Source organism: Acinetobacter sp. NS-4, from assembly GCF_037402435.1.
Classification (GTDB): Bacteria; Pseudomonadota; Gammaproteobacteria; order Pseudomonadales; family Moraxellaceae; genus Acinetobacter.
This window is the reverse complement of sequence record NZ_JBBEUE010000019.1, coordinates 15,369-28,611: the sequence shown is the minus strand read 5'-3', so window position 1 is coordinate 28,611 and position 13,243 is coordinate 15,369. Positions and strand designations below refer to the sequence as shown.

At 43.5% G+C, this 13,243-nt stretch carries 8 protein-coding genes; 5 read left to right on the top strand and 3 right to left on the bottom strand.

All coding sequences use genetic code 11. The features are described 5' to 3' along the window. The first annotated feature begins 75 nt into the window (after positions 1–75). The 5 genes from WAE57_RS13310 to epmA all read left to right on the top strand — a co-directional run bounded on the left by WAE57_RS13310 (position 76) and on the right by epmA (position 6,391). Positions 76–1,299, top strand: coding sequence for an acyl-CoA dehydrogenase (locus WAE57_RS13310; protein ID WP_337710953.1), 1,224 nt, complete (start codon positions 76–78; stop codon positions 1,297–1,299). Between the two features lie 230 nt (positions 1,300–1,529). Then, entirely contained in the window at positions 1,530–2,852 is a 1,323-nt protein-coding gene (locus WAE57_RS13305) for an MFS transporter (protein ID WP_337710952.1), read from the top strand. Between the two features lie 51 nt (positions 2,853–2,903). Then, a complete protein-coding gene (locus WAE57_RS13300) occupies positions 2,904–4,133 on the top strand; it encodes a CaiB/BaiF CoA-transferase family protein (protein WP_337710951.1) in 1,230 nt (409 codons plus the stop codon). 213 nt (positions 4,134–4,346) lie between these two features. Further along, on the top strand, positions 4,347–5,414 hold the full coding sequence (locus WAE57_RS13295; RefSeq protein ID WP_337710950.1) for a 4-phosphoerythronate dehydrogenase: 1,068 nt from the start codon (positions 4,347–4,349) through the stop codon (positions 5,412–5,414). Beyond that, complete coding sequence (gene epmA / locus WAE57_RS13290; protein WP_337710949.1) at positions 5,411–6,391, top strand: EF-P lysine aminoacylase EpmA; 981 nt, start codon at positions 5,411–5,413, stop codon at positions 6,389–6,391. Before WAE57_RS13295 ends, epmA begins: the two co-directional genes overlap by 4 nt. 130 nt (positions 6,392–6,521) lie before the next feature. Here epmA and WAE57_RS13285 read toward each other — a convergent pair whose 3' ends face one another. The 3 genes from WAE57_RS13285 to WAE57_RS13275 form a co-directional block, all read right to left on the bottom strand. Further along, the gene (locus WAE57_RS13285) at positions 6,522–7,757 is read right to left on the bottom strand and encodes a multifunctional CCA addition/repair protein (RefSeq protein ID WP_337710948.1); all 1,236 of its coding nucleotides are present in this window, start codon (positions 7,755–7,757) and stop codon (positions 6,522–6,524) included. A gap of 81 nt (positions 7,758–7,838) precedes the next feature. Next, positions 7,839–10,118, bottom strand: coding sequence for an NADP-dependent malic enzyme (locus WAE57_RS13280; RefSeq protein ID WP_337710947.1), 2,280 nt, complete (start codon positions 10,116–10,118; stop codon positions 7,839–7,841). A gap of 145 nt (positions 10,119–10,263) precedes the next feature. After that, a complete protein-coding gene (locus WAE57_RS13275) occupies positions 10,264–13,125 on the bottom strand; it encodes an EAL domain-containing protein (RefSeq protein WP_337710946.1) in 2,862 nt (953 codons plus the stop codon). Positions 13,126–13,243: the final 118 nt, after the last annotated feature.

Genomic DNA, 13,243 nt, shown 5'->3' with positions numbered 1-13,243 from the left:
GATGATCATTCACACATACCATCGAACTCAAAGTAGAACATTTACAATGAAAACTGATCTCAAGCAGAGGAAGCGATGAATCAAATGGTCAATACTAAAAAAACGGTTAAAGCGCAGTTCAATTGGCAAGATCCATTTTTACTGGAACAGCAATTGACTGAAGAAGAGCGCATGATTCGTGATACCGCTCATGCCTACTGCCAGGAACGTTTACAACCTCGGGTACTTGAACAGTTCCGCCATGAAAAGACTGATCCAACCATTTTCCGTGAGATGGGGGAGTTAGGTCTTTTAGGTCCAACCATTCCTGAACAATACGGCGGTGCAGGCTTGAATTATGTCAGCTATGGTCTGGTTGCACGTGAAATTGAATATGTCGATTCAGGCTACCGTTCTATGGCCAGTGTACAAAGCTCATTGGTGATGGTGCCGATTAATGAATTTGGTTCGGAAGAACAAAAACGGAAATATCTGCCGAAGCTTGCTACGGGGGAATACATTGGCTGTTTCGGCTTGACTGAACCGGATCATGGTTCTGATCCAGGTAGCATGATTACCCGCGCCAAAAAAGTCGACGGTGGCTACCGTTTAACCGGTGCGAAAATGTGGATTACCAACAGTCCAATCGCGGATGTATTTGTGGTTTGGGCCAAAGAAGTATCGAAAGAAGGTAATGTCGGTGACATTCGTGGTTTTATTTTAGAAAAAGGTTGGGAAGGGCTGTCTGCACCTGCGATTCACGGTAAAGTCGGTTTACGTGCTTCGATTACCGGAGAAATCGTCATGGATAATGTCTTTGTTCCGGAAGAAAATGCCTTTCCTGAAGTGCGTGGCTTAAAAGGTCCATTTACCTGTCTGAACAGTGCGCGTTATGGCATTGCCTGGGGTGCAATGGGTGCAGCGGAATTCTGCTGGCATACAGCTCATCAGTACACCATGGACCGTAAACAGTTTGGTCGTCCATTGGCTGCCAACCAGCTGATTCAGAAGAAACTGGCGGATATGCAGACTGAAATTGCCTTAGGTTTACAGGCGGCACTACGTTTTGGACGCATGAAAGATGAAGGCATTGCAGCGGTTGAAGGTACCTCGCTGATCAAGCGTAATAACTGTGGCAAGGCATTGGATATTGCGCGTGTAGCACGCGATATGATGGGCGGCAACGGCATCAGTGATGAATTCGGCGTGGCGCGTCATCTGGTGAATCTGGAAGTGGTGAATACCTATGAGGGTACACATGATGTGCATGCGCTGATTCTAGGCCGAGCACAAACAGGCATTGCCGCATTCTGTAACTAATTCATTTAGATCAACTCAGGATGTTCATTCGTGAACATCCCAGAGTGCTTTTGTTTTCAAAAATTAATAAACATAGATAAAGGATTCGTCGTGAAACATTCTTGTAAAGCTGTGCATTTGCAAGCCTGAGTTCAAAAGATGTCATAAGAAAAACAATAAAGAACGGTATAAGGCAAATGTAGAGACATGAGACTGCCGATGACTCATTTGGGAAAATGAGGTAATAAATCATGGACAATGACGTTCAAACAATTGCAGGAACTCCAGCGAGTTCTTTGCCACGCAATATTGGAACCTATGAAAAAATCGGACCCAACACCTGGAAGTGGGCGTTGCTATTCGCCTATTTTGCCATGGTGGTAGATGGTGTCGATATCATGTTGCTGTCTTATAGCTTAACCAGCTTAAAGACCGAATTTGGATTGTCGACCTTTCAGGCTGGTGCTCTAGGTAGTGCATCACTCGCAGGGATGGGGATTGGCGGAATATTGGGCGGCTGGGCATGTGATAAATTTGGCCGTGTTCGTACCATTGCCAACTCAGTAACTTTCTTTTCGATAGCCACCTGTTTGTTAGGTTTTACCCATAGCTTTGAGCACTTTATGGCACTGCGTTTTATTGGAGCTTTGGGCATTGGCGCACTATATATGGCTTGTAATACTTTAATGGCCGAATATGTACCAACCACTTACCGCACAACGGTGTTGGGTACGCTACAAACGGGTCAAACGGTCGGTTATATTGTTGCAACATTGCTAGCAGGTTCGATCATTCCAGATCATGGCTGGCGTATTCTGTTCTTTATTACTGTGATTCCTGCATTTATCAATATTTTCCTGCAACGCTTTGTGCCAGAACCAAAATCATGGCAGCTGACCAAATTGAATGCCCTACAAGGCAAAACTCAGCCTAAAGCGGTGGTTGCTCAGGAAAAATCGAAAAGTGGCAGCATCTACAAGCAGATTTTCAATAACTTTAAGCATCGCAAAATGTTTTTGCTCTGGATGACTACGGCATTCTTCCTGCAATTCGGTTATTACGGCATTAACAACTGGATGCCAAGCTATCTGGAAACCGAAGTTCACATGAACTTTAAGAGCTTGACCAGCTATATGGTGGGTTCATATACCGCCATGATTCTCGGCAAGATTCTGGCAGGCTATCTGGCAGATAAATTTAACCGTCGTGCGGTGTTTGTATTCGGTACTCTTGCCAGTGCCGTGTTCTTGCCAGTGATTATCTTCTGCAATACGCCAGACAACATTCTGTACTTGTTGGTGACTTTTGGCTTCCTATACGGCATTCCATATGGCGTAAATGCGACCTATATGGCAGAGAGCTTCTCTACAGATGTACGCGGTACAGCGATTGGCGGTGCCTATAACATCGGCCGCGTCGGTGCGGCAATTGCCCCAGCGACGATTGGTTTCCTGGCATCGGGCGGCACATTCACCATGGCCTTTATTGTAATGGGCGTAGCGTACTTTGTCGCAGGTGTGTTACCGGGTCTGTTCATTAAAGACCGTCAGTACGATCCACAACAACAATCATAATCAATCACAGGAAGATGTCTGTGCGGCATCTTCCTCTATTAAGGAATGACAATGGGTGCATTACAGGGAATTCGGGTGCTGGATTTGAGTCGGGTATTGGCTGGTCCTTGGTGTGGACAGATCCTGGCAGATTTAGGCGCAGAAGTGATTAAAATTGAACGTCCACAAGTGGGTGATGATACCCGCATGTGGGGGCCGCCATGGATGCCAGACCAGCAGGGCAATGCCACGCGTGAATCTGGATATTTTCAGTGTGCCAATCGTAATAAATATTCAGTGGCTGTGGATATTGCCTCAGTTCAAGGTCAGGAAATTATACGGGAAATTGCCAAAACTGCCGATGTGGTGATTGAAAATTATAAAGCCGGATCACTGGCAAAATATGGACTGGATTATGCAAGCTTAAGTGCACTGAATCCCAATGTGGTCTATTGCTCGATTACCGGTTTTGGTCAGGATGGACCGCGTGCCGAAGAACCGGGCTATGACTTTATCATTCAGGGTATGTCGGGGCTGATGAGCATTACCGGTGAAAAAGACGGTGAACCGGGCGCAGGTGCGCAAAAAGTAGGTGTGGCAGTTGTGGACATTCAAACCGGCCTGTATTCAACCATCGCCATTCAGGCAGCCTTGTTGGCACGTCAGCATACTGGACGTGGCCAATATATCGATATGTCTTTACTGGATGTACAAGTTGCCACGTTGGCCAATCAGGGTATGAACTATTTAAGCACTGGAATTTCGCCAAAGCGGATGGGAAATAGTCATCCGAATATTGTGCCGTATCAAACTTTTAAGGCCAAGGACAAGGAATTTATTATAGCCTGTGGTAATGACAAGCAATTTAAGGACTTGTGTCTTGCCATTGGACTGCCTGAATTATTGGAAGAAGTGAAATTTCAGCGCAATCAGGATCGGGTCAAACACCGTGATGAATTGATTGCATTACTGTCGGAATATTTTCTCGGTAAAAATGCCAAAGATTGGGTCGATGCCATTCACGCCATGAAAGTCCCGGTGGGTGTGATCAACTTAGTGGAAGATGCGTTGGCTGAACCGCAAATTCAGCATCGTGACATGGTGGTGAATATTCCACATGCTTTGAATGAAAACTTTAAAGTGATCGCATCTCCGATCAAGCTTTCGGATACACCGGTAGAATATCGCAATGCGCCACCGCAGTTGGGAGAACATACTCAACAGATTCTATCGCGTTTTAAAACGGCGGATGAGCTGCGTGCCTTAAAATTGCAAGGCATTATTGATGGAGAGATAGCTTAAGCAACCTTCTTTTGATCCATATTTGTTTTGCTCCTGTTGGACCGGATTGTTAAAGTATTCGGTCCTTTTTTTGTGCAAGGAAAGATAACATTTATTTTATGCAGCCTAGTGTTGGTGAAATTGTCCAAAGCGAGAAAGCGATACCTATAAGGTGCATGGTCAGATGCAGTGCTAAGCGTTATCATAATCGGCATAAGATCATTGGATTGCATTATGAAAATCGTTGCAGATGAAAATCTGGCATTTACCGACTATTTCTTTTCCGAATTTGGTGAAATAGAACAAAAAGCAGGGCGTACCCTAAGCCATGCCGATGTTAAAGATGCAGCAGCACTTTTGGTTCGTTCGGTAACGAAAGTTAATCAAGCTTTAATTGCAGATAGTGCGATCAAGTTCGTCGGCAGTGCAACCATTGGTACCGATCACTTGGATATTGCAGCACTGGAACACAACAAGATTGCCTGGTCAAATGCCGCAGGCTGTAATGCACAGGCCGTTGCTGAATATGTGATTACCGCTTTATTACAGCTAAAACCTGAGCTGATTGATGCCAATGATACTTTTACCTTGGGTATTGTCGGGCTGGGAAATGTAGGCTCACGTCTGGCGACTATGGCCAAACTTCTGGGCTGGAATGTGATTGGTTATGATCCCTTTGTACAACGCGAACAAGTCAATCAAGTTGAATTTGAGGAATTATTAAAAACAGCCGATGCCATTTCCATCCATGTGCCTCTAATCAAGACGGGTGAGCATCCGACCTATCATCTGATCAATGCTGCAGCTTTGGCAAGCATGAAAGCTGAAGCCATTTTAATTAATTCGGCACGCGGGCCTGTGGTGTCCGAGGCAGCTCTAATAGCAGATATTGAAAAGACCGGCCGTCAGGTGGTGCTGGATGTCTTTGAACATGAACCAGAAATTTCAGCTGAGTTGCTGGATCTAATCACTTTGGTCACCCCGCATATTGCCGGCTACAGTCTGGAAGGCAAGGCACGTGGCACCCAGATGATCTATGATACTTTTTGCAAAACCTTTGATTATCCGGCCGACAAAAAATTTGAAACCCAGTTGCCGGTTTGCGAACAGTATTTCAAAGAGCGCGACCTAAAAGCTGTACTGAAACAATATCTTTCCCAGATTTATGATATTGCCCGTGATGATGCGAACTTACGCGCCTGCCTAAAAGATGGCAAGGTCGATCAAAAAGCCTTTGATTATTTACGCAAAACCTATCCGCTACGCCGTGAGTGGGCTGCGCATGGAGGGCCTAAGGCATGAGTCCATCTGTTTCTTATCAGCCGACTTGTGATTTAAAGGCTATGCAAGCGCGTGCCAAAATGTATGCACAAATCCGTCAGTTTTTTGCTGAACGCAATGTGCTTGAGGTGGAAACGCCGATCTTGTCACAGGCAGGGGTGTCCGATGTGCATCTGGCATCCATACAGGCGCAGCGTCATGTACGAGGCAAACAGCAGACCCACTATCTGCAAACTTCGCCTGAATTTGCCATGAAACGGCTGTTGGCCAGTGGTAGCGGACCCATTTATCAAATCTGCAAAGTCTTCCGTGATGATGAGCATGGCCGTAAACACAATAGCGAATTCACCATGCTGGAATGGTATCGTCCCGGATTAAGCTTGAAAGAACTGATGTTTGAAGTGACCGACCTGTTAAATGTGACTTTAAAGCATCGTTTTGGTTCAGTACGTCCGACCATCCTTAGCTATAAGCATGCCTTCATCGATCGTCTGGATTTAAATCCATTGCAAGCGAGCTTAAAAGAATTAAAAGATTGCTGTAACCGGGTGGGGTTAAATCTGGATTTAGGTGATGATCGCTTGGGTTACATCGATCTGCTGTTCTCGCATTTTGTTGAACCGAGTCTGGGTTTTGATACTCCGGTATTTTTAACCGATTTTCCACCTGAACTGGCATCGCTCGCCAAGACGAAAATCGATGAAGATGGTGAGCTGGTTGCCGCTCGTTTTGAGCTTTATATTGAAGGTTTGGAACTCGCCAATGCTTATGATGAACTGATCGATGCTGATGTATTGCGTTCCCGTTTTGCCGCTGATAACTCAGAGCGAGAAGCTTTGGGACTGCATGTGATGCCAATCGATGAATATTTGTTGGCAGCTTTGCCTCAGATGCCAGAATGTTCAGGTATTGCTTTGGGTATAGATCGTCTATTAATGGTTGCGACTGAACAAATGAAGCTGGAAAAAGTGATTACTTTCCCGGCAGATGTTTCTTGATTTAAATGATTACTAGTAATCCCCCCTAACCTCCTTTCATAAAGGGGAGGAAGTCCCTCTTTTCCAAAGAGGGATTTAGGGAGATTGATAGAAATCAAAAAAAATCACCTTCAGGTGCTTTTTTTATGGGCTATACAGCAGCCACCATCTGTTGTGCTTTGAGCTGTTCAATCGCTTTAATGCGGCGTTGAATCAGCATTTCACCAATATCAGGTCCCTGAATATCAGGCGGTAAATCTTGTGCCTTGATATTACGCACCACTTGCATGGCTTCAAGCACATAAGCAGCCTGAGGATATTCACGGTCTTCCAGACCTAAACGGCCACGAGAATCACATTCACAGGCTTGTACATAAGCTTCGACACGTTCAGGACGACGCAGCACATCGAGTCGTTGCAATAAACGCCATAAGGTACCCGGTTTCAAGCTTAAAGCCTGATGGCATTTTAAATGTTCTTTACATACAGCAATGGCCAGTTGTTTGGTATTGGTTGGGACTTTAAGGCGATCACAAATTTCAGTGACCGGTTTTACTCCACGTTCTTCATGCATGATATGACGCGGTAATTCGTCTGCAGGAGTCAATGCTTTGCCTAAGTCATGAACCAGAACGGCAAATCGTACATCTAAAGAATAGTTGGCTTTACAGGCTTGTTGTAATGACATCATGGTATGAATACCACTATCAATTTCCGGATGATATTCAGGACGCTGTGGAATACCGTATAAGGCATCCAGTTCCGGGAACAAGGCTTTTAATGCACCACAGGTTCGCAAAATACTAAAGTATTCATCGGCATGAACTTCCATCAGTGCACGTGAAGTTTCTTTCCAGACACGTTCCGAGATCAGTGCATTGAGCTCGCCTGATTCCACCAATTGTTTCATTAAAGCGAGGGTTTCTTCCGCCACACTAAAGCCTAAACGTTTATAACGTGCAGCAAAGCGGGCGATACGAAGAACGCGCAGGGGATCTTCTACAAAGGCATCGGAGACATGACGTAAAATTCGCTGTTCTAAATCTTGCTGACCATGATAGGGGTCATAGATATTGCCTTCACTGTCCATCGCCATGGCATTGATGGTTAGGTCGCGACGGATTAAGTCTTCTTCAAGAGTAACACTAGGATCGGTATGAAATTCAAAACCATGATAGCCACGACCTGACTTGCGTTCAGTACGTGCCAGTGCATATTCTTCTTTTGTTTCGGGATGCAAAAAAACAGGAAAATCCTTACCCACCGGCTGATAGCCTTGAGCAAGAAGCTGGTCGGGCGTTGCGCCAACCACAACATAATCTTTTTCGTGATAGGGGTGTCCGAGCAAGTGATCTCGAACTGCACCGCCTACTAAATAAACTTGCATGAAAAAACCTCTATTCTTCAAGCAATCATGCTACAGAATAGAGGTTTTCTCAAGTCACAAAATGTGATCTAGCTAACTAAATTAAAGTGCTGATTTTTCATTTTCCTGAATTTCAGCAACAGTTAATGCAGTCATGTTCACCAAGCGACGTGTAGTCGTTGTTGGTGTCAAAATGTGTACAGGTTTTGCAGCACCCAACAGGATAGGACCAATCGTCACGTTATTACCGGAAGTTGATTTCAACAGGTTAAACGAAATGTTGGCGGCATCCAGATTAGGCATAATCAACAGGTTTGCCGAACCTTTGAAACGTGAGTTCGGGAAGGCAAAATGGCGAATATTTTCATCCAATGCAGAATCGCCGTGCATTTCACCTTCAACTTCAAGTTCAGGTGCAATTTCACTCAAAATTTCAAATACTTTACGCATTTTTTGCGCACTTAAGTCATCTTGGTCGCTACCGAAGCTTGAGTGAGAAAGAAGCGCGATGCGTGGTGTTACGCCAAAACGACGTACTTCTTCAGCAGCTAAAATGGTCATTTCAGCCAGCTGTTCAGCTGTAGGGTTACGGTTGATATACGTATCAGCAATAAACAGATTACGGTCTTCAAGCATTAACGCATTCAGAGTGAAGAAAGTTTTATGACCTTCTTTTTTCCCAATCACATTACCCACGAAGTCTAAGTGGATATCGTAACTTGAGTAAGTACCACATAGCATCCCATCAGCTAAACCGTGTTTTACCAGCATCGAAGCAATGAGGGTAGAGCGGCGGCGTGTTTCACGTTGTGCATACTCAGGCGTTACCCCTTTGCGTTGCATAATGTTGTAGTAATCATCGGCAAATTTTTCGTAGTTCGGATTTTTTTCCTGATCTACGATTTCAATATTCACACCGTTTTCAAGACGCAAGCCCAATTTCTTGATGTTTGCTTCAATCACTGCGGTACGACCAACCAGAATCGGTTTAGCCAAGCCTTCATCCACGGCAATTTGGATTGCACGAAGTACGCGCAAGTCTTCACCTTCAGCATAGGCAATACGTTTAGGATCTGTTTTAGCTTGGGCAAAAATCGGTTTCATCATGAATGCCGAGTTGTAAACAAACTCAGACAAACGTTGACGATATGCAGAGAAATCTTTGATTGGACGAGTTGCTACACCTGAATCCATAGCTGCTTGTGCAATTGCAGGAGCAATTTCAAGAATCAAGCGTTGATCGAGTGGACGCGGAATTAAATATTCACGGCCAAATGATGCCGATTTTTCGCCATAAGATGCTGCATCTGCTTCAACATGCGCCATGCGAGCAATTGCGTGTACACAGGCGATCTTCATTTCTTCGTTGATGGTGGTTGCGCCAACGTCTAATGCACCACGGAAGATATAAGGGAAGCAAAGTGCGTTGTTCACCTGGTTTGGATAGTCTGAACGACCGGTCGCCATGATGACATCATCACGAACTTCGTGCGCGTGTTCAGGCAGAATTTCTGGATCTGGATTAGCCAATGCAAAGATGATCGGATCTTTGGCCATCAGTTTCACCATCTCTTTGGTGAGAATACCGGCTGCAGAAAGACCAAGGAACATGTCTGCACCGCCAATGACATCAGCAAGTTGAGAGCCTTCTATGTCTTGTACGTATGCTTTTTTAGATTCATCCAGACCTTCACGCTGAGTGGTTAATAGACCACGTGAATCGGCAACGATGATATTCTCTTTTTTAGCACCCAAGGCACAAAGAAGATTTAAACAAGACAGAGCTGCAGCACCGGCACCAGAAGCGACAATTTTAATCTCTTCAATTTTTTTGCCGTTGAATTGCAATGCATTAAGAAGAGCTGCACCCACGATAATAGATGTACCGTGTTGATCGTCATGGAACACAGGAATGTTCATGCGTTCACGAAGTTTTTGCTCGATGTAAAAACACTCTGGAGCCTTAATATCTTCGAGGTTAATACCACCAAAGGTTGGCTCTAAGGCTGCAACGATGTCGACAATTTTGTCAGGATCGTTTTCTGCAATTTCGATATCGAAAACATCCACACCTGCAAATTTTTTGAACAGTACGCCTTTACCTTCCATAACCGGTTTAGAAGCCAAAGGACCGATATTTCCTAAGCCCAGTACTGCAGTACCATTAGTCACCACCGCTACAAGGTTACCGCGTGCAGTATAAAGGGCAGCAGTTGAAGGATCGCGTTCAATCTCAAGACATGGTGCAGCAACACCAGGTGAATAGGCAAGCGCTAAGTCACGTTGATTGACCAGTTGCTTGCTAGGCGTGACGCTAATTTTTCCTGGTGTTGGGAATTCGTGATAATACAATGCCTGTTGTTTTAAAGATTGATCGTCCATCTGTATCTCGTTTGTTACTGGGGGGATTCAGCAAAGCTGCTGGTTTTTTGCTTGGTTGAATCGAATATAACATTTGTTGCGACCTTAGCACAGTCGCGTATGTGTCTTTTTCAAGCAAACTTGAGATTAGAAAGATTGACTTATATCAAGAAGGTATAAGTCGATGTTGTTCTAGGTATGTAGTTGCTTCTTTTTCAGGTAGCGGTTTGGAAAATAAGTAGCCCTGTGCGATATCGCATTCAAGATCTTGCAGGTACTGCAGTTGCTGTTCGGTTTCAATCCCCTCTGCAACCACCATCATGCCCATGGCCTTGCCCATGGCAATCATGGCACTCACAATAGCTTCCTGTTTGTCTTGTCCAATCCTAGATACAAAACTGCGGTCAATTTTTAAAATATCAATCGGAAAATCAGCAAGATAAGATAGAGAAGAATAACCCGTTCCAAAATCATCCAAGGAAATATGAATGTTACGGTCTTTAATTTCATTCAACAGGTTTTTCACCTTGACTGAATTTTCCAGTAATGATGATTCGGTAATTTCAAGTTCCAGACTAGAACCGGAAATTTTGTAGGTTTGAATGGCGTGATCAAGGTCTTGCAGTAAGTGACCACGTTGCAATTGCTGGGCAACCACATTGACCGATACACATATATTATTAAAGCCTAAGTCATTCCATCGGCGGATTTGTTTGGCAGTTTGTTGAATTACAATTCTGCCTATATCCGAGATCAGGCTGGTTTGTTCAGCTAAAGGAATGAACATGTTGGGTGGAATAATCCCTTTGCTTGGATGATTCCAACGCACCAGCGCTTCAAAACCATAAATATTTTGATCACTGAAATTTATTTTTGGCTGATAGTAAACAATCAGCTCATTATTATTGATGGCATGGCGCAAATCACGTTCCAGATAAATGCCTTGCTCAAGTAAAGCGGTATTTTTATTTGAATAGAAACTACAGGTATTGCCGCCCAGGTTTTTGGCTTCGATTAAAGCCTGTTCGGCACAATTGTTCAGATAGTCTAGCTGGCGTCCATTTTCCGGATAGAATGAAATTCCCATAGACAGGGTGATAATATGGTCCTGACCGAAAATGTTAAAAGGTAAGGAAAAAGCTTTGGTAATGCGTTCACAGTGTTGCTGAATCGATGGGCGAATATGTGAAAGTTCATACACAATTGCAAAATCATCACCATTCAGATGCGCTACAAATAAAGCTTCGGCATTGGTCAGGCGCAGTCGTTGTGCAACTTGGCGTAACAGCTCGTCACCACCGCTATTGGTTAAAAACTCATTTAATGGTCTGAAACGGTCGATATTCAAACGAATCACGGCCAGTTGTTTAATTGAATCTTTTTGGCTGACTAAATATTGGTGTAATTGATAGTTGTAATAAAAACGGTTAGGCAAGTCTGTTAGAGGGTCATAATTCTCTAAATAAGACAAACGTTGTTCTTGCAGTTTGCGCTCAGTTAGATCGGAAACAATACCAATATAGTGGGTGACACGATTCTGCTCATCGGTAATGGCATTAATGTGCATCCAGAGGGGCAGTTCTTTACCGGAAAGGAATTTTTCGTGCAGTTCACCATCAAACTCGCCAATTTTTTCCAGCTGCTGAACAATCGAGTTGTGGCTGCTTCTTTGTTGCGACTTATAGTTTGCCGTAATATCAAATAAATTTTTGCCAATAATATGCTGGTGTGTAAAGCCGGTGAGCTGTTCATAAAATGGATTGACATCGATGTAACAAAGTTGCTCATCAAGAATGAAAATACCTTCGGCAGCTTGCTGAAGTACGCTCGCTGCGAGTTTTAAGCGTTCCTGATCGCTACGTTCCTGATGAATATCACGACGGATACCCACCATACGTAGGGGCTTTTTATTGTTAGGATCACGAACAATGACTCGACCAATATCATGCACCCATTTCCACTTGCTGCTGCTATTTTGAATTCGATAGCTTGCTTCATAAAGTGGTGACTGACCACGTAAATGCTTTTTCATTGCTCGCTTGAACTGGTCAAGATCAGACGGATGAATAATATTTTCTAGCTGATGATGATGTAATTTGGATGGTTTAAGGGTCTTTTGCTGTTTTGAGTCCGTCACCAGAATTTCACGATCTTTAATATTCCAGTCCCATGGACGCAGTCCGGCAATTTCATGTGCCAAGACCAGATTTTGCTGCTGATTTTCTAGATCAGCATTCATTTTGGCAATATCAAAAGTCCGTTCTTTAACTTTCTGTTCAAGCAGCTGATTATTTAATTGTAATTGCAGTTCAATATCTTTCGATTTATTAATTTCAGTTTGTAATTGCTTGCATAATTCATCCGTCCATAAAACCTGTTGTTTGGCATTTTCAACCAAACGATTGTTTTTTGAATAAAGGGCAGAAATGCGCTGATGAATACGCGATGTGGTATTGGCACATAACAACATGACAATCAGGGCAAAATTTATGGTCAGATGGAATAAGTGATTTGTTGTTTCTGTGCTGATAAATTGTGAGGCCAGATAAGGAAAAATAGCCGGTATAAACGTCAGGCAGAAATAGGTTAAGCGCTGGGTTAAAAAGGTCAGTGCAAATGCCTGACTGACGATGAGTAATAACGCTGACAAAATTAATGCATTTACATAATTAAATGCAGGATTGTATTGCGGTAGATAGTAGTAAATCAGACTAATGCCGATGCCAATAGCACTTCCAGTCAATAAACTCTGAAATTGCAGCCAACGGTGCGCATGGTTCAAACAGAACTGATCGGGCTTAAAGTAGATGCTGGTCAGCAGGATATTCAGGCCACAGAACAGTTCAATGCCAATAAACCAGAGATTGAAATAAAAAGATGGCTTGCTGTAATAAAATTGATAAATGCCATATACATATAATGAAACGAGAACAATACTTATGAGAAAGAAGCGACTGAGCCGAATTGTATTGATAATTTGAGCAGCACTCACATGCTGCTTAATGTACTCGTCTTGAATATCTGACATATAAGCAAAAACCTTATTTTTGTTTTGCAATAAATTACTTATTAAAATTTTAACTCTGTTAAAAAACTAAACTATATTCTAAATATATATTTGTCTCTTTAAGTCAAGAGTAATAACG

What these genes read in the sequence shown, in the direction of transcription:
- WAE57_RS13310 (WP_337710953.1), top strand. Translation starts at nt 76, where the DNA reads ATGAATCAAATGGTCAATACTAAAAAAACGGTTAAAGCGCAGTTCAAT.
- WAE57_RS13305 (WP_337710952.1), top strand. Translation starts at nt 1,530, where the DNA reads ATGGACAATGACGTTCAAACAATTGCAGGAACTCCAGCGAGTTCTTTG.
- WAE57_RS13300 (WP_337710951.1), top strand. Translation starts at nt 2,904, where the DNA reads ATGGGTGCATTACAGGGAATTCGGGTGCTGGATTTGAGTCGGGTATTG.
- WAE57_RS13295 (WP_337710950.1), top strand. Translation starts at nt 4,347, where the DNA reads ATGAAAATCGTTGCAGATGAAAATCTGGCATTTACCGACTATTTCTTT.
- epmA (WP_337710949.1), top strand. Translation starts at nt 5,411, where the DNA reads ATGAGTCCATCTGTTTCTTATCAGCCGACTTGTGATTTAAAGGCTATG.
- WAE57_RS13285 (WP_337710948.1), bottom strand. Translation starts at nt 7,757, where the DNA reads ATGCAAGTTTATTTAGTAGGCGGTGCAGTTCGAGATCACTTGCTCGGA.
- WAE57_RS13280 (WP_337710947.1), bottom strand. Translation starts at nt 10,118, where the DNA reads ATGGACGATCAATCTTTAAAACAACAGGCATTGTATTATCACGAATTC.
- WAE57_RS13275 (WP_337710946.1), bottom strand. Translation starts at nt 13,125, where the DNA reads ATGTCAGATATTCAAGACGAGTACATTAAGCAGCATGTGAGTGCTGCT.